We start from the raw sequence: 15998 nt of genomic DNA on the forward strand, positions 1-15998 counted from the left end.
GACTTCGATGCTCCGTCGTTTTGTCGTCGTCACGATTGCTCTGACGTCCGTCTCGTTTGCCATTGCCAGTGAGGGCTGCTCGCATTCCGATGCGACGAGCACGCCGCTCCCGCCCGAGGCCGGTACTGCGCCGCCGACCATCGCGGACAAAGACGCCGCCGCGGCCGCCGCGGACGACGAGCCCGTTGCTTATTGCATGAGCACGAAGTGCCCTGCGCAGCGCACGACGTGCCCGAGCTCGCGTTTTGCGTGCGACGTGGATCTGATGACGGATCCGAACAACTGCGGCGCGTGCGGATTTGCCTGCCCGCCGCTCGTCACGGGAGGTCGGTTCACTTGCGTGGCCGGCAAATGCGAGCTCAGTTGCGCCGACAACAAGCTCGATTGCAACGGCGTCGTGGACGACATCTGCGAGACGCAGCTCGGCACGAACGACAATTGCAACGGTTGCGGCGACAAGTGCCCGGACCCGAACAAGCCTTGCTTCTTCGATAGGACGGCGGGCAAGGGTAAGTGCGGTTGCGACGACGGGTACACGTACTGCGCCAAATCGCAGAACAAGTGCACCATTCTGAGCGTCGACGACAACAACTGCGGTGCATGCGGTAACACGTGCAACGTCAATGGCGACGGCGGTGTTCGGCCGCCGAATACCTACTTCGGTTGTTTCAATAACGAGTGTGGCCATCTCAAGTGCGATGGCTCCCACATGAATTGCAACTCCGACGCCGGCACCCTCGACGAGGACGGTTGCGAGACCGATCGCCTCTCGCACGACAACTGCGGCGCGTGCGGAAATGCGTGCGCGGCCGACCAACAGTGCATCAAGGACCCGAACGGCAAGTACGTCTGCGCTTGCCCCGCCGGCCAAACGCTCTGCGGAGCCACCTGTGTCGACTTCTCTCTCGATCCTCGCAATTGCGGCGCGTGCGGCGTCGACTGCACCCAGGCTGCCACGGATGAACACGGCATCGGGACCTGCATCAACGGCGCGTGCAAGTTCGCCTGCTCGGCAGGATGGGGCGACTGCAACGGCGATACGCGCGACGGCTGCGAGACGAACATGAACGCCGACCCCAACAACTGTGGAGCATGCGGCACCACGTGCGATCTCCTCGCCGGACAGCCCTGCGTCGGTGGTCGATGCGCGCAGGAGACGTGTGACGGAGGCATTCCGCGATGAAGGCTCGTTCACTCTCACTCCTTGCTGGGCTCGCCGCGGCGAGTGCTCCTGCCCTGATGCTGGCGGCATGCGCTTCCGACGAAACCTCCCAAGGCGTGGTCGACGACGCTGCCGTCAACACCGTCCCCACGGCCGAGACGCCGGACAGTGACACCTTGCCCGATGCGGGCGGCCACGAAACGTCGACGGTGCCGGAGGTGCCTTGCACCGCCGAGACGATGTGCCCGACGTCGCTCAACCCCGCCGAGGGCCCGCTCGATACGCGCATTCGGATCAATACGATTCAAGGCCGATCGGCGAACGACGTCTGGGCGGGAAGCGCTCGCGGTCAACTGCTGCATTACGACGGAACGTCGTGGAGGCGGTCGGACACCGGAACGACGGCGAGCATCAACGGGCTCTGGCTGCGCACGGAGGGACAAGCCGCGCTTGCGTCGCTCGTGACGCTCTTGACGAACGAGATCTCGCTCTCCGTGACCGATGCCGGTACGCCGTCCTCGGCGGGCTGGGCGGCGTATCCGCCTCTGGCGATTCCGGCTGGAGTCACGAATCCAGTGACGCGGATCACGTCGACGTGGAGCACGCCGGACGCGGAATGGCTCTGGGTCGGCACGCTCCAGGCTTCGGCGGCGGCCGCGGGCAACCTGAACGTGAATGGCCTTTTCCGCATTCACGTTTCGGCGACGACTTCGAAACTCGAACTGAAGAGCCCGTTTGCGTCGGGCCTCTGCAACAGGCTCTCGTGCCGAACCATCACAGGACTCCACGGCATCTCGGCCGACGACCTCTGGGCGGTGGGCTACACGGGCGCGACCTTCCGGATCAAGAACGCGCAAGCCGCGACCCCGACGATCAAGGCCTACAACAGCCAGACGTGGGCCACGCTCAATGCCGTCTGGGCCGCGTCGGACACCGAGGCGTGGGCCGTCGGAGCGAACGGGGTCATTCGCCACTACACGGGTGAAGACGGCGTCTTCGAGGTCGTCGATGGCGTTCCGACGACCGAAGATCTGCGCGCGGTCTGGGGCACTTCGCCGAGCGACGTTTGGGCGGTGGGGAACGCCGCAACGGTTCTCCACTACGACGGCAAGACGTGGTCGCGTGTGACGGTCACGGGGATCGGAGCGCGAGTTCCGGATCTCTACACCGTGTGGACGGCGCAGGCAGGGAAGGTGTGGATCGGCGGCGACGGCGTTCTGCTCTCGCTCGGAGGCGAATCATGAAGGCGCGGCTTCTGCGCATCGGTTGCGTTTCGGTGGCGCTCGCGGCGGGCGTTGCGTGCGCAACGTCCAACGAAGAGACTCAGGAGACGACTCCGCCCGCGGACACGGTCGATGGCTCCACCAATCTTCCGGACGAGCCCGATGCCGGGCGCGATTCGGGTGATGCAGCCGCCAACGTGCCGGACGGCTGGGTTCCCACGTGCAGTCCGGAGGGTTGGTGCGCAACGACGCTGCCCGATCCGGACACGTCGTTCGGCAGTGCTTCGGTACTCGAGAATACTGTCTTCGGTATTACCAACAACACGTCGCTCGGCACGAAGATTGTGCAATGGAAGCCGGAGAGCGGGTGGGCCTACATCGACGACGGCACGCAGCAGTCGTCGCTGTGGGTTTCACGGGACATCTACGCCCCGAGCGAAGACGACGTGTACTTTGCCATGGCCGACTACAGCCCGCTGGCCGGAGCTGGCAGCTTCGGCAGCATCGTGTTCCACGGCCGGCGGCCCGTCGCGCCCGCGAAGACCTGGACGTGGACGCAACAGCGTTTCGACTGTGCGAATTTCGACGAACCGTGGCTGGGCGGAACAGGGCCCGACGGCGTCTATCTGACGGCGTGCAACACCGTCTATCGATTGTCGGCCAAGGGTGAGGGCGGCGGAGCCGATACCTGGGACCCGATCTACACCGACGACGACCCGACTCCGTACTCGATTCACGGCATTTCGGGCCGAGCCGACGACCTGTGGTTCGTGGGATGGCGTGCCTCGCTCTTCACATCGGTCACCATGTGCACGTACGCGCTCCGCAAGACGGCGGACGGCTTCGAGAAGGTGATCGATGCCACGCTCGGTTTCGACGACTGTACGGCGAAGGCCGGGGTGTTGAACTTCGAAAAGGCGAACATGGGCAACAGCACCTATAGCGAGGGGGTCGCGGCCTCGCCCGGAAGCCTTCTCGTCTACGGCTACCGCCAGATCTTCGAGGTCGCCAAGAACGCGAGCGATGCTTGGACGGCAACGGCGCTCAATCCGAATCTCATTTCCTCGTCCGGCATCGTCTCCGTCTGGGGGCAGTCGAACGACGACCTATGGATCATCGGAGGCAGCCCCTCGCTGGTGCTTCGTGGTGAACAGGCGACCACCGCAAATCCGAAATATCGAATTTCTTCGATTGCGATCAATGGTGCTCCGAGTCTCAAGAATTTGAACATCGTCGCCGGGACGTCGAACTCCAACCTTTGGGTACTTGGCAATGAGATTGCGTATCACAAGACGACGCCTTGACCCACGCCTCGTCCTCGGGGTCGTCGTAGGCTGCGCTTCGCTCGCTGCGGCCACGGTGGCCTGCTCGAGTGACGACTCCCCACGCGGGTTCGAAGAGGCGAGCGCCTCCGATTCCGGCGCGTCACTTCCGTCGACCGACGCAGGCACGACGGACGCGACGACCACGCCGGCGACCGACGCCTCGACCGCCGACGCCGCGAAGTTCGATGCCTCGGCGCTCCCGATTTCCTGCGAGAACGGTGCGTCGTGTGCGACCGCCATCACAACGACCCTCGCAGAGGGATTCTGCGTGATTTTGCAGGACGCAACGGTCGCGTGCTGGGGGGAGAACATGCACTACGAGCTCGGTCGCGGTGCCGACGCCGGCATTTCGGACTCTGCCAATCCCGCGCGCGTCGAAGGCCTCGCGAACATCGTCACCCTCGAGCACTCGTGCGCCGTCGACAAGGACGGAGGCGCGTGGTGCTGGGGACTCGGCCCGTGGCTCCGCAGCACGACCGCGTTCGTGACGGCGGAGAGTGCGCCCGTCAAGCTAGACATCCCGCCGGCGAAGAAGGTCTCCGCGGCGCTCTTCTCGGAGACGAAGGGGGCGGCTTGTGCGCTGTTCGACACGGGCGTCAGCTGCTGGGGCTCGAACGACAACGCGCAAGTGGCGCCCTCGGATACGCTTACGACGCCGAACGCCACGCAGGCCGTCACCCCTGTCGCGCTCGGCTCGAGCTCGCCCGTGCGTGATCTGACAGTCGGTTATGCGTCGTTCGCGATTCACGAAGACGGGACGGTCTCGAGCTGGGGAAACAATCCGACCATCGGTCGCGTCTCCTCGCTGTTCCCCGATGCCTATCCTCGCACGATTCCGCTTTCGGACGTCACGATGGTGAGCGCGCCTTATGGCGACATCTGTGCGCTGTCCAACGGTGTCCCGTATTGCTGGGGTGATCCCCGCGGGAGCCTGGGCGACATCCTCGAACGTGCGCTGCCGTCGCCGGTCGTCTTTCCGAGCGGCGTGACGCAGATCGCCTCGACGAGCCGTAGCGCCGGCAATTTCTCGTATCCCGTTCGCGTGTGCGCGATCGACGAGAAGGGCGACCTCCTGTGTTGGGGAAACAACAGCAAGGGCCAAGTGGGCGACGGGACCACGACGTATGCGCTCGAGCCGGTCAAAGTGTCGCTGCCCGCCCCCGCAGCTCGCGTCAGCACCACGTCGACGGCGACGTGCGCGATCCTGACGAATGGGAAGGTCTACTGCTGGGGCGACAACGCGCAAGGACAGCTCGGTAACGGCCAGCTCCGTGTTCCGAGCCGCGTTCCGCAAGAGGTCGTATTGCCATGAGTCGTTCTCGAAAGCCTTTGGTTGCGGGCCTCGTCATCCTGGGCGCGACGATCGCCGCCGGGGTGGTGTCGGCGTGCAGCAGCAGCAACAACAACACATTCGAGGAGCCCATCACCTCGATCGTCTCCGACGCCGCGACCGACGTGACCGAGTGCATGCGTCAGTGCTCGCTCGACGGTCGGTCGGTTCTCGACACCTGCTCGGGGCAGGTGCTCGAAACGTGCAAGAGCGAAGAGGCTTGCGGCGGTGGCATGTGCCAGTCGCCGTGTGCCGCCGCGCTGGCGGACAAGAGCTCGAACGGCTGTGAGTTCTACTTCCAGCCCGCGCTCTTCAATCGAACGTTGATGGGCCAAGGATGTTATGCGGCCTACGTCGTCAACACCTCGGCCACGGCCGCGGAGCTCTCGCTCGAGATGGCAGGCAAAGCCATCGATCTCTCGAAATCCGTCTACACCACCAAGCCTGGTAGTGCGGAACGGACCCTCCACACCGGGCCGCTCGAGCCCGGCGAGACGGCGATCGTCTTCGTGTCCGACGCGCCGCAGTCGGCGCCCTCCAACGAGGTGAGTTGGCGCTGCCCGAAAGACGTCACGCCTGCGCTCCCGAGCGGTGCCGTTCTGCCCATCGGCACGGGCGTGGGCTACTCCTTCCACCTGACGACGAACGTGCCCGTCGGCATCTCCACGATCTATCCGTTCGGTGGTGCCCAGAGCTACATGCCCACGGCCACGCTGCTCTTGCCCGTGGCGACCTGGGGCAAGGAGCACATCATCGTCAACGCGTGGGAGCAGATCATGCTCCGCAAATCGTTCACCGGGCGCGGGCCTTCCGCGCAGATCGTCGCGTCCGAAGACGAGACGGAGGTCACCATCGACCCCGTCCACGACCTCCAGGATGCGCCCGGAATCGTCGGTTCGGCCGCGCACGTGCCCATCACGTACGTGCTGAACAAGGGCGAGGTGCTGCAGATCAACCAGGCGGAGGAGCTCTCCGGCAGCATCGTCACGTCGACCAAGCCCACCAGCATCTTCGGTGGTCACGAGTGCATGTACGTGCCTTCGGAGCGCGAGGCCTGCGACGTTGCCCAGCAGCAGCTCCCGCCGTTCGAGCAGTGGGGCTCGGAATACGTCGGCGTAGGATATCGCCCGCGGACCGGCAACGAGCGCGAAGTGATGCCCTATCGCATCGTGGCGGCACGCGACGACACGCGGCTCGTGTGGGATCCCGCGATCCCCGCCGGCGCGCCGCTGACGCTCTCCGCAGGAGAGATGGTGACGTTCTGGGGCACCGTCGGAGACGCCTTCGTGGTTCGCACGCAAGACGCGGATCATCCGATCTACCTCGGCGCGTACATGAGCGGCAGCAGCTATCCGCCACAAGGTGGCGACCCGGTTGGCTTGACGCCCTTCGACGGCCACGGCGATCCGGAGTTCGTGAACGTCATTCCGGCGGGCCAGTATCTGAACTCGTACAGCTTCTACGCCGACCCCACGTACGACGATACGTCGCTCGTCATCGTGCGTCAGAAATCGAATGGCGCCTTCAAGGACGTCTGGCTCGAGTGCGCGGGCAACGTGCCCAACTTCACGCCCATCGATTCGAAGGGTCAGTACGAATATGCCCGCGTGGATCTGGCGGTCAACGGCGGCCCTGGCCAGAAGTTCGCCGACAGCACCTGCATGAACGGCCTCCAGCGCATGCACAGCGAGGGGCCGTTCACGGCAACGCTCTGGGGTTGGTCGACCTACGCCAGCTACGCCTATCCAGGCGGCATGGCGCAGCGCCAGCTCGTGAAGAATCCCCTCAAGCCGGTTCACTGACGACTGCGGACCGCCCGAATCGAAGGTAGAGGGGCGGCACGAGCAGCAGGTTGAGGATCGTGGAGGTGACGAGCCCGCCGAGAATGACCACCGCCATCGGGTGTTCGATCTCGCTGCCGGGCTTGCCACCTGCCACGATGAGCGGCACGAGCGCGAGCCCCGTGGCGAGGGCCGTCATCGTGATGGGAACGACGCGCTCGATGGCTCCGCGGACCACGAGCGCCTGACCGAAGGGCATGCCTTCCTCGATCTCGAGATGGCGGAAGTGGCTCACCATCATGATGCCGTTGCGCGCGGCGATGCCGAGCACGGTGACGAAACCGACGAGTGAGCCGAGCGAGACGATGCCGCCGGTGAACAGCACGGCGATCACGCCGCCGACGAGCGCGAAGGGCAACGTTCCGAGAAGGAAGAACGTGATTCGGCCCGAGCGGAAGTCCGAATAGAGGACGAGGCCGATTCCCAAAGCTGCGAGGAGTGAGAGCCCGAGCAGGCGATTGCGCGCAGCCGTTCGCGAAGCGAGCTCTCCCAGGATCTCGGCGTGATGGCCGGACGGGAAGGGAAGTTTGTCCACCGCGCTCTTCACGTCGGCCACGACGGAGCCGAGGTCTCGTCCGCGGGCATCGCACGTGACGTCGATGCGTCTCGAGGCGGACTCACGCTGCACGACGTTCGGCGCAGCGGCGATCTCGACGGAGGCCACGTCGCCGAGGCGAACCTCGGAGTTCGTGCCAGAAGGTGTGGGCGTGGGTAGAGGGATGCGCAGCTCGCGCACCGAGGAGACGTCGTTGCGGAGCGAAGCGTCTCCCCATACGACGACGTCGATGACCTGATCGCCTCGGTAGGCCTCCCCGACGCGCGTGCCTTGCAGATACGTGGCCACGGTACGGCGAACGTCACCGGGGCCGAGCCCGAGCCGCGCGAGAGCGCCGGGGTCGAGGCCAATCTCGATTTGAGGCACGAGGACTTGCGGCTCGACTTCGAGATTCGCGACGCCGGGAATGGGAGCCAGCGCCTTGCCGACCGCCTCCGCCCGCTCGCGGAGTGTGCTCAGATCGGAGCCGTAGATACGCACGACAATCGACCCGCTGGTGCCGGTCAGGACCTCCTTCATGCGCTCTTGCAGATAGGTCTGCACGTCGCGATAGAGGCCGGGATATCCGTCGACGACGCGTCGAATGTTCGAAACCGATTCTGCGTAATTGGCCTTTTCGTCCAGGCTGATCCAGAGCTCCGCGAAGTTCTGGCCAACGACCTCGTCGGCGACCTCGGCACGACCGATGTGTGAGCCGAAGTTGCGAACACCGGGAATGGTACGGAGCTCCTTGGCCACGCGTGCCGTGATGCGGTCCATCTCGGCCACCGAGGTGCCTGGCTTGCCGATCCAGTGCATGAGGAAGTCGGTCTCGTGGAAGTCGGGCAGGAAGGACTCTCCGAGCCACGGCACGAGCGTGACGGCGGAGGCGAGGACCACGAGGACGCTTCCGGCGGCGAAACGAGGCCGACGAATGACGCGCTCGAGGATGGGCGCGTACGCTTGCTGGACCAGGTGCGCGAGCGGGCCGCGATGGCGTCCTCCGCCAGCACGCGCAGCACGCGCTGCACGCGACAGCAGAACCAACGAGAGCGCCGGCGTGACGATCAACGCGACGAGGAGCGAGGCCCCGACGGCGAGGACGTAAGAGACGGCCAGCGGGCGGAAGAAGGCGCCCGAGAGGCCCTCGAGGAAATAGATGGGCACGAAGACCAGAAGCACCACCAGCGTGGCGTAGACGACGGCGCTTCGCACCTCGAGAGACGCTTCGAGCACCACCACGAATGCGGGGCGAGGTGTCTCTCGACGCGAATTCTCCGCCAGTCGACGCTCGATGTTCTCCACGTCGATGATGGCGTCGTCGACCACCTCGCCGAGCGCGATGACGAGCCCGGCGATGGCCATCGTGTCAAGCGTGAGTCCTCGCCACGCCAACGTGGCGGCAGCGGCGACGAGCGAAAGTGGAATGGCCACCACGCTGATGACCGCGGTGCGCCAGTCGAACAGGAATGCGAACAGGATGACGACCACCAGCACGCAGCCGATCGCCACCGCATGGCCGAGATTCGTGATGGCTCGCTCGATGAACGTCGCTGGGCGGAAGATGGTCGGATCGAGGTGAACGTCGGTGAGACCCGGGCGCAGCGCGTCGAGTGCGCGTTCCACGCCGCGTGTGACGTCGAGGGTATTTCCCCACGGCTGCTTTTCGACGATGAGCAGAAGGCCAGGCTCACCGTCGATGATGGCATCGCCAATCGGGGCCGGACTCTGCTCGACGATGCTGGCCACGTCGGCGAGGCGAATGCTCGCCCCTCCCGGGCGACTCGCGACGACGGTTTCGCCGAGTGACTCTTTCGATTCCGCGAAGGTGGTGTGGACGACGGCGAAGCGCTGGTTCGACGTGTCGACGTAGCCGGCCGGGGCGGGCATGCTCGCGTCACCCGCCGCTTTGAGAACCTGGTCCAGCCGCACGCCCCTCGCCTGGAGTGCGTCGGGGTCGACCAAGATCTGGAATTGCCTATTTCGCTGTCCCCAGATCGCGACGTTGGCGACGCCGTGAACGGCCATGAGACGCGGTCGGATGGTGAACCGCGCGAGATCGGAGAGATCGATTTGCGAGCGCGTCGCCGACGAGACACCGATCTTGAGCACGCGGCTCGTCGACGAAAGCGGCGCGAGCATCACCGGCGTCTTCGCCGAAGCAGGCAATTGACCGGTCAGGTTGGCCAATCGCTCCTGCACGAGCTGGCGCGCTTGCATGATGTCGGTGCCGTCGTCGAACACCAGAAGCACGGACGAGAGACCGATGACCGATTTCGAACGGAGCTTCGAGACGAACGCAACGCCGTGGACGGCGCGCTCGATGGGCGTGGTGACGAGCGTCTCGACTTCGAGGGCAGAGAGGCCGGGGGCCTCCGTCTGGATTTCGACGCGCGGAGGCGAGAACTCCGGGAACACGTCGATACGAGCATTCATCGCGGCGCGCGCTCCGACGACGAGGAACAGCACGGCGCCCAAGAGGACGACGACGCGGAGACGAAGGCAGGCTTCGACGAGGGCCTTCATCGAGCTACTTCCCCATGCCGAACTCGGCGCCGTAGAGCTCGACGGCCCCGGTGGCGACGATCTGCGCTCCCGCCGTGAGGCCGCGCCCGAGCTGTGCGCCCTCCTGGTCGACGCGGAGCACCTCGACGCGCCGCCGTTCGAACGCATGCTCGCCGACGAGCTGGTAGACCCAAGCGGTCCCCGTGACGTCGCGCACGATGGCGCTCTCGGGAACGTGGATGGACGGCACGTCGTCGCCGTACGTGAGCGAGACCGCAACGCGCTCGCCGGGCCGGAAATCAGCCCCCTTCGGCAAGGAATAGTAGAGGTCGAAGCTCGTCGTGAGCGGATCGCTGGTCGGCGGCCCTTCGATGGGAAGCGCCTCGAGATCGGCCGGCGAAGGCTTGGCCGTGAGCGGCCTGACGTGGGCGGCCGCACCGTGACGAATCGCGCGAAGGTCGCCGACGAACACGTTCGCTCTCACCCAGAGAGCGCCGGTGCCGACGAGCTCGAGGAGCGGTGCGCCGGCGGGAACCATGCTCGAAGGCAGCGCGCTCACGCTACGGACGACGCCGTCTTCGGGAGCCCGCAGTGTGACGGCGACGTCGGAGTCGAGAGGGGAGTGATCGAGCATGCCCACGCGGCTCTTGGCAGCATCGAGCTCGGCCTTCGCCGTATCGCGATCGGCGCGTGCCTCTTCGACGGCGCGTGCCGAGCCTGCTCCGTCGGCAAGGAGCTTCTCCGCACGCGAGAGGCGTGCATCCATCGCACCGAGTCTCGATTCGGCCACGGAGACCGTGCGACCCGCGGTGGCTTTGAGATCGCGATCGACGGTCGCCACGGGCGTGAGGCGAAGAAGGGCATCGCCGCGCTTCACCGCTTGGCCGACCGTCAGCGTGCTCGTGCCGGGGAGCGCAAGTCGACCCGCGACCGGCGCGACCACCATGATCGAACGGCCCGAGGAAGGCACGACGTCGCCGCCGACGGTGCGCGCCTTCGGCGACGCTTGCAGCGTGGCGGGCGCGAGCACGAGGCCAATCCTGCTCTCGGCTTCGGGCGTGAGCGTAATCCTGGCAATTTCGGATTCGGGCTTTTTACCCACGACCGTGGCGGGCGGCCGGGGCTTCTCGATTTCGCCCCGTCGACACCCCAGCTCCGAGCCGGCGAGGACGAGCGCACATATCCAATTAGCGTGACGCATGGATCCTCCAGCCGACGGCACGATCGAGACGGGCCCTCGCCCGCGAGACATCGAGTCCGAGCTCGAGCTCACGCAACTTCGCGTCGACGAGCCGTCGCGTGGCATCGAGCACCACGAGATAAGGTTCGGCGCCGGATTCGTACGCGTGCATCGCTGCGGCGACGTTCTTTTCCTGGAGTGGAACGATGGTGGTCGTCCAGGGCTCGCGCGAACCGAGGGCCATGACGAGCTCCTCGAGCGCGATGCGAACGTCGGTCACGACTTGCTGTCGGACGACGAGATAGCTCCAGGAAGTGCGTTCGAGCTCGGCGCCTGCGCGTCCCCGTGCGCCGTCGTTCTGATTGAAGATGGGGATATCGGCGTTGAAGCCGGGAGGCCACACGATCGGCGGACCACCCTTGCTGCCCACGGGCTTTGCATCGAGTCGGCCAACGAGCTGCACGATCCGCGAGCGCTCGAGCCCTACGCGCTCTCCGGCAGCCTCGATCGCGAGCTCGGCGGCGCGTACATCGGGGCGTGAAGCCATGGCCACGCGCTCGAGCTCGGCCACGTCACCGGGGCGTCCTTCGGAACTTCGCGCGTGGCGACGTCGAGCCTGTCGCCGAGAGGGCTCTCCGCGAGTCCCAGCAGTTGACGAAGGCGCGTACGGGCGATGCCTTCTTCACGAACGCTGCGCGCCGAGAGCTCGCCGGCGGCCAGGGCCTCGGCCTCGACGAGATCGGCTTCGAGCCGACTGATGTCTCCGTTGCCGAAGCGAGACGCGGCGAGCTTCGAGCTCTGCCGCAGGAGATCCTCTGCCCGTCGTCGAAGCTCGCGTCGTCCTTTTGCCGCTTCGAGCTCAGCCCAAGCAATGCGCACGTCGCGTACCGCATCGAGCCCGTTCTGCAGGAGCGAGCGCGCCGTTCGCTCGACGTCGTACTTGGCCGCCGCGATTCGCCACGGCCTCTGCACGAGCTGGGAAATCGGATACTGAATCGATAGCTCGAGCTGGCGCGAGCTGATGGGAAAGAGAAACGAGAAGTTGGGATTGGGAAGTGCCGAGGCGTCGTCGAGCTCGGCGCGCGGAATTCCGAGCTGCGCGAGATCGGCGCGAAACTGTGCGCTGTTCCACAGTGCAACGCTGACCGCGCCGTCTTCGGTGAGCGCTGCGACGTCGCCGGCGTCGTGAGGAAGGCTGGGAACGAAAGCGTTCTTGCCGTTCGCTTGAGGCGCTTCGCGCAGAGGGACGTCGTGCCCGGCCATTCGACCGAGCTCCGACGACACCCAGCGTGAATCGTACTTGGACGAGGAGACGCACCCGACGAGGGGGAGCGCCAAGACGCCGAGAACGAGAGCCCGTGCGCAGAACTGCACGGCCTCACCATGCCCTCACGACCTGAATGGAAGCCGAACGCACGAACGATGAACCGCCCTAATTTTAGGGCGAATTCGTCGTTGTAATTCGCAACGTCAGGGAAGCGAAACTCGGTACAGTCCCGGTTTGTCTCCTGCGCGCATGAACGCGAGCGCCTTCGGATTCACGTTGCCGAAGGCGAACGCGTGGGAGACGACGCTCCATGCGATCACCTTACTTCGGTGTGCGAAGGCCCTTGAAGAGGGCGCGCATCGCGTCGCGCGTGACGTCGATCGGGGCACCCTCGATGTGCGTTGCGGCGAGCAGGCCGTCGGCAGCGAGGCACGCCACGCCGTGCACGGTGGCCCACGCGGCGACGGCGAGCTTCCGTGCGCCGTCTCTGCGGACGAGGCCCGCTCGTTGGCATTCGTCGACGCACGCGACGATCACCGAGAATGCCTCCTCGTAGGCGGCGACGAGGCCGGGGTGCATCGACTTGTCGGCCAGCTCCGGAGCGGCGAGCAAGCGGAACTTGGCCACGTTGCGCTGGGCAAAGCGCACGTAGGCGATGCCGGTGGCTTCGAAACGTTCCCCTGGACGCGTTTCGGTTTCGCGCGCGGCTCGCATCTCCTCGGTGACTTCGCGAATCGCTTCCTCCGCGGCGACGGCGAGGAGCTCGCCCTTGTCACGGAAGTGGTTGTAGCTCGCCTGCGGGGACACGCCGACGCGTCGCGCTGCTGCGCTCAGCGAGACGGCACCGGTGCCTTCGCGTTCGACGATGGCTAGCGTGGCCTCGACGAGAGCGTGGCGCAGGTCGCCGTGGTGGTACTGACCGGTCGGCTTCTTCTTCGGCCTCTTCGTGCGAGTCTCGAGCACGGTCGGGAGGCTAGCACGCCGTCACTGCTTCTGGACGGATGAGCTCGTGTTGGGATCAATGTTGATGCTGTTAATATTGATATTGACGATGTTCATATCGGATCTATCGTCGACGCATGGACAAGTTTCGAAAGGCCGTCGAGGCGCGCGATGCCGACGCCCTGGTCGCGTCTCTCGCGGAAGACGTCGTCTTTCGCAGCCCGGTCGTCTTCAAGCCGTACCAGGGCCGCGAGATGGTGGGGCACTTGCTGCGGGCGGTCCTTCGAATCTTCACCGACTTCGAGTACGTGAGCGAGCTCGGGGACGGAAAGGGCAAGACTGCGCTCGAGTTCAAAGCCAAGGTCGGCGGTCGTGACATCCAGGGGATCGATCTCGGCACGGTGAACGAGGCTGGGCTCGTGACCGAGCTCACGGTGTTCGTGCGGCCGTTCTCGGCGACGCAGGCTTTGATGGAAGCCATGCGCGCGGAGCTGGGGCTCTCGTGAGCGCGGACGTCTTTCGCGAGGGGCTCCTCGACGGCAAGCACGCGTTCGTCACGGGAGGGACGAGCGGAATCAACCTGGCCATTGCGGCGCGCTACGTCGCGGCGGGCGCGAAGGTCACGGTGCTTGGGCGCAACGTCGAGAAGGCGCAGGCGGCAGCAAGCGAGCTCGGTCCGCGGGCCTTGGCCGTGACGGCGGACGTGCGCGACTATGCGGCCGTCGACCAGGCACTCCGAACCTCGGTCGAGAAGCATGGCCCGATCGACGTTCTCGTGTGCGGTGCGGCCGGCAACTTCCCGGCGCCGGCCGTAGGCATGTCGGCCAATGGCTTCAAGGCCGTCGTCGACATCGACCTCCTCGGCACCTTCAACACGTGTCGCGCGGCGTTCGAGCTCATGACCAAGCCGTCGAGCATCGTCGCGATCTCCGCCACACAGGCCTCGCACCCGACGATGCTCCAATCTCACGTCTGCGCCGCGAAGGCGGGCGTCGAGATGCTCGTTCGTGTGCTGGCGATGGAGTGGGGATCGTCGGGCGTGCGCGTCAATGCCATCGCGCCCGGGCCAATCGCCGGCACCATCGGCATGGAGAAGCTCGCGCCCACGGAAGACATCCGCCGACGGGTCGAGGCCAGCATTCCGCTCGGCCGCATGGGCACCACGCGCGAGATTGCGGACATGGCGCTCTTTCTCGCAAGCTCCGCCGCCAGCTACGTGACCGGGGGCGTCTTCGTGGTCGACGGCGGTCAATCACTTGGCGGCTTCGGCAACGGCCTTCTAGGTTGATGTCGTGTTCGATGCCGTGTCGTTTCCGGGCGGGGGGAACCGCTGCTATTGGCAAGGTGGCTTCTGGGAAGCCGCCGCGCCCGCGCTGAACATCTCGCCCAAGCACGTGGTCGGGGTGAGTGGCGGGGCTTTCGCCGCGGCTTACTCGCTCCTCGGAGTCGGGAACGAGGTGCGCGCGCTCGTGGTCGACGGCTGCGAGCGCGGTCTTCCCAACTTCGATTGGCGTGGCCTCTCGCGTGGGGAAGCGTTTCCAGTGGCTTCGTTGTACCGCGAGCTCCTCGACACGATTCTCGATGCGCCGGCTCTCGACGCCATCAAGGCGCGCGCCGTGGATCTGCAGGTCGTCGTTTCGCGTCCGCCGCGGCGCTGGCCACCTGCGCTCGCCGCTGCGATTGGCCTCGGGGCGTATCAGCTCGAGAAGAAGCTCCGGTCGCCCGTGCACCCGCGATGGGGAACGAGGCTCGGCTTCACGCCGACGCACGTGTCGGTCCGGACGCTTCCCGATGCACGGGCCTGGGCGGACGCCACGTTCGCCAGCGCGTGTGTTCCGCCGATCATCGGAATTCAGCGAATCGACGGCGCGCCCGCGATGGATGGTGGCTTCACCGACAACGTGCCCGTCGAGCCGCTACGGGCGATCGAAGCCCAAGGCGGTCGAACGTTGGTTCTCCTCACGCGCCGCTACGCGACGACGCCGTCGATTCCGAATCGCGTCTACGTTCAGCCGTCCGAAGCACTCGACGTCAGCCAGTTCGACATCACGCGCCCCGAGGCGATTCTTCGTGCTTACGAGCGTGGTCTGCGCGACGGCGAACGCTTCGCTCGCACGATGCGCTGAGCACCGCGGATCACGCCTTTCGCGGAGCTCCGCACGTTCCGGGCCTGTCCGCCATCTGCCAGCCGCCACCTTGCTGGCGTTCTCTGTATTCTTCACGTAATTCGCTGCGCGCATCCTCGGCGAGCAAATTGCACGGATCGAACCAATGGGGCGTGATCGCCCGTTCGAGGATGGCAGGGAGCTCCCCCGCGAAGTCGCTGACGTGCGGACATCGCCAATGCCACAGCGCCCATCGATCGGGCGCGCGGTCGAAGGCGAGGACCTCCTTCACGCCGCCGTTGCAGTTCGTCGCGACGACGAGCACGGTGGAATCCGGTAGGCGCACCAGCACGTCGTGGTGGAATTCGCCTTGTTTCCAGTGGGCGAGAAGCTCGTAGCCACCGTACCGATGCCGAAGCTCGTCGAGCAATGCGCCAAGCACGAGAGCGTCGGCGAGCTTCTGAACGTCGAGCGCCATGCCATGGAAAGTGTAGCGCGCCCGTTTCTTCGTGCCAGCGCGCGTCAGGCGGAGTCGTGTTGCCGCGAGGGAAAAGGTGAGCGGTGCATGCGGTGCTGGCGCGGA

Annotated in this window: 14 protein-coding genes; 8 read left to right on the plus strand and 6 right to left on the minus strand. The window is 65.8% G+C overall.

All coding sequences use genetic code 11. The features are described from left to right. Positions 1-7 precede the first annotated feature (7 nt). From AKJ09_RS20190 to AKJ09_RS20210, 5 genes are read left to right on the plus strand one after another with little or no spacing between them, the layout of a single operon-like run. Positions 8-1183: a hypothetical protein gene (locus AKJ09_RS20190; protein ID WP_146648837.1), complete on the plus strand. Its 1176-nt coding sequence runs from the start codon at positions 8-10 to the stop codon at positions 1181-1183. Beyond that, on the plus strand, positions 1180-2406 hold the full coding sequence (locus tag AKJ09_RS20195; RefSeq protein WP_146648838.1) for a beta propeller repeat protein: 1227 nt from the start codon (positions 1180-1182) through the stop codon (positions 2404-2406). The genes AKJ09_RS20190 and AKJ09_RS20195 overlap by 4 nt, the downstream gene beginning before the upstream one ends. After that, on the plus strand, positions 2403-3689 hold the full coding sequence (locus AKJ09_RS20200; protein ID WP_146648839.1) for a hypothetical protein: 1287 nt from the start codon (positions 2403-2405) through the stop codon (positions 3687-3689). The genes AKJ09_RS20195 and AKJ09_RS20200 overlap by 4 nt, the downstream gene beginning before the upstream one ends. Before the next feature lie 55 nt (positions 3690-3744). Then, entirely contained in the window at positions 3745-5022 is a 1278-nt protein-coding gene (locus AKJ09_RS20205; RefSeq protein WP_169927689.1) for an RCC1 domain-containing protein, read from the plus strand. Beyond that, a complete protein-coding gene (locus AKJ09_RS20210; protein ID WP_146648841.1) occupies positions 5019-6842 on the plus strand; it encodes an IgGFc-binding protein in 1824 nt (607 codons plus the stop codon). The genes AKJ09_RS20205 and AKJ09_RS20210 overlap by 4 nt, the downstream gene beginning before the upstream one ends. Here the strand turns inward: AKJ09_RS20210 and AKJ09_RS20215 are convergent. The 5 genes from AKJ09_RS20215 to AKJ09_RS20235 all read right to left on the minus strand — a co-directional run bounded on the left by AKJ09_RS20215 (position 6826) and on the right by AKJ09_RS20235 (position 13331). Next, complete coding sequence (locus AKJ09_RS20215) at positions 6826-9942, minus strand: efflux RND transporter permease subunit (protein ID WP_146648842.1); 3117 nt, start codon at positions 9940-9942, stop codon at positions 6826-6828. The genes AKJ09_RS20210 and AKJ09_RS20215 overlap by 17 nt on opposite strands. A 4-nt stretch (positions 9943-9946) precedes the next feature. Beyond that, the gene (locus AKJ09_RS20220) at positions 9947-11122 is read right to left on the minus strand and encodes an efflux RND transporter periplasmic adaptor subunit (RefSeq protein WP_169927690.1); all 1176 of its coding nucleotides are present in this window, start codon (positions 11120-11122) and stop codon (positions 9947-9949) included. Next, positions 11109-11648 (minus strand): TolC family protein, encoded by a 540-nt coding sequence (locus tag AKJ09_RS20225; protein WP_146648844.1) that lies wholly within the window; start codon positions 11646-11648, stop codon positions 11109-11111. The genes AKJ09_RS20220 and AKJ09_RS20225 overlap by 14 nt, the downstream gene beginning before the upstream one ends. Next, complete coding sequence (locus AKJ09_RS20230; protein ID WP_146648845.1) at positions 11585-12475, minus strand: TolC family protein; 891 nt, start codon at positions 12473-12475, stop codon at positions 11585-11587. The genes AKJ09_RS20225 and AKJ09_RS20230 overlap by 64 nt, the downstream gene beginning before the upstream one ends. A gap of 214 nt (positions 12476-12689) precedes the next feature. Beyond that, a complete protein-coding gene (locus AKJ09_RS20235; protein ID WP_146648846.1) occupies positions 12690-13331 on the minus strand; it encodes a TetR/AcrR family transcriptional regulator in 642 nt (213 codons plus the stop codon). Between the two features lie 116 nt (positions 13332-13447). Here AKJ09_RS20235 and AKJ09_RS20240 point away from each other — a divergent pair, with 116 nt between their 5' ends. Genes AKJ09_RS20240 through AKJ09_RS20250 form a run of 3 tightly spaced genes read left to right on the plus strand, consistent with a single transcriptional unit; the run spans position 13448 to position 15436 of the window. Then, complete coding sequence (locus AKJ09_RS20240; protein WP_146648847.1) at positions 13448-13816, plus strand: nuclear transport factor 2 family protein; 369 nt, start codon at positions 13448-13450, stop codon at positions 13814-13816. Then, positions 13813-14598, plus strand: a complete 786-nt coding sequence (locus tag AKJ09_RS20245; RefSeq protein WP_146648848.1) for an SDR family oxidoreductase — start codon at positions 13813-13815, stop codon at positions 14596-14598. The genes AKJ09_RS20240 and AKJ09_RS20245 overlap by 4 nt, the downstream gene beginning before the upstream one ends. Before the next feature lie 4 nt (positions 14599-14602). Beyond that, the gene (locus AKJ09_RS20250) at positions 14603-15436 is read left to right on the plus strand and encodes a patatin-like phospholipase family protein (RefSeq protein ID WP_146648849.1); all 834 of its coding nucleotides are present in this window, start codon (positions 14603-14605) and stop codon (positions 15434-15436) included. Between the two features lie 10 nt (positions 15437-15446). Here AKJ09_RS20250 and AKJ09_RS20255 read toward each other — a convergent pair whose 3' ends face one another. Further along, entirely contained in the window at positions 15447-15893 is a 447-nt protein-coding gene (locus AKJ09_RS20255; RefSeq protein ID WP_146648850.1) for a hypothetical protein, read from the minus strand. Between the last annotated feature and the right edge of the window lie 105 nt (positions 15894-15998).

It is taken from the genome of Labilithrix luteola, assembly GCF_001263205.1.
Taxonomy (GTDB): domain Bacteria; phylum Myxococcota_A; class Polyangia; order Polyangiales; family Polyangiaceae; genus Labilithrix; species Labilithrix luteola.

Bases quoted from the DNA above. Each gene is read 5' to 3' on its own strand.
- AKJ09_RS20190 (WP_146648837.1), top strand. From the start codon at position 8: ATGCTCCGTCGTTTTGTCGTCGTCACGATTGCTCTGACGTCCGTCTCG.
- AKJ09_RS20195 (WP_146648838.1), top strand. From the start codon at position 1,180: ATGAAGGCTCGTTCACTCTCACTCCTTGCTGGGCTCGCCGCGGCGAGT.
- AKJ09_RS20200 (WP_146648839.1), top strand. From the start codon at position 2,403: ATGAAGGCGCGGCTTCTGCGCATCGGTTGCGTTTCGGTGGCGCTCGCG.
- AKJ09_RS20210 (WP_146648841.1), top strand. From the start codon at position 5,019: ATGAGTCGTTCTCGAAAGCCTTTGGTTGCGGGCCTCGTCATCCTGGGC.
- AKJ09_RS20215 (WP_146648842.1), bottom strand. From the start codon at position 9,942: ATGAAGGCCCTCGTCGAAGCCTGCCTTCGTCTCCGCGTCGTCGTCCTC.
- AKJ09_RS20220 (WP_169927690.1), bottom strand. From the start codon at position 11,122: ATGCGTCACGCTAATTGGATATGTGCGCTCGTCCTCGCCGGCTCGGAG.
- AKJ09_RS20225 (WP_146648844.1), bottom strand. From the start codon at position 11,648: ATGGCTTCACGCCCCGATGTACGCGCCGCCGAGCTCGCGATCGAGGCT.
- AKJ09_RS20240 (WP_146648847.1), top strand. From the start codon at position 13,448: ATGGACAAGTTTCGAAAGGCCGTCGAGGCGCGCGATGCCGACGCCCTG.
- AKJ09_RS20255 (WP_146648850.1), bottom strand. From the start codon at position 15,893: ATGGCGCTCGACGTTCAGAAGCTCGCCGACGCTCTCGTGCTTGGCGCA.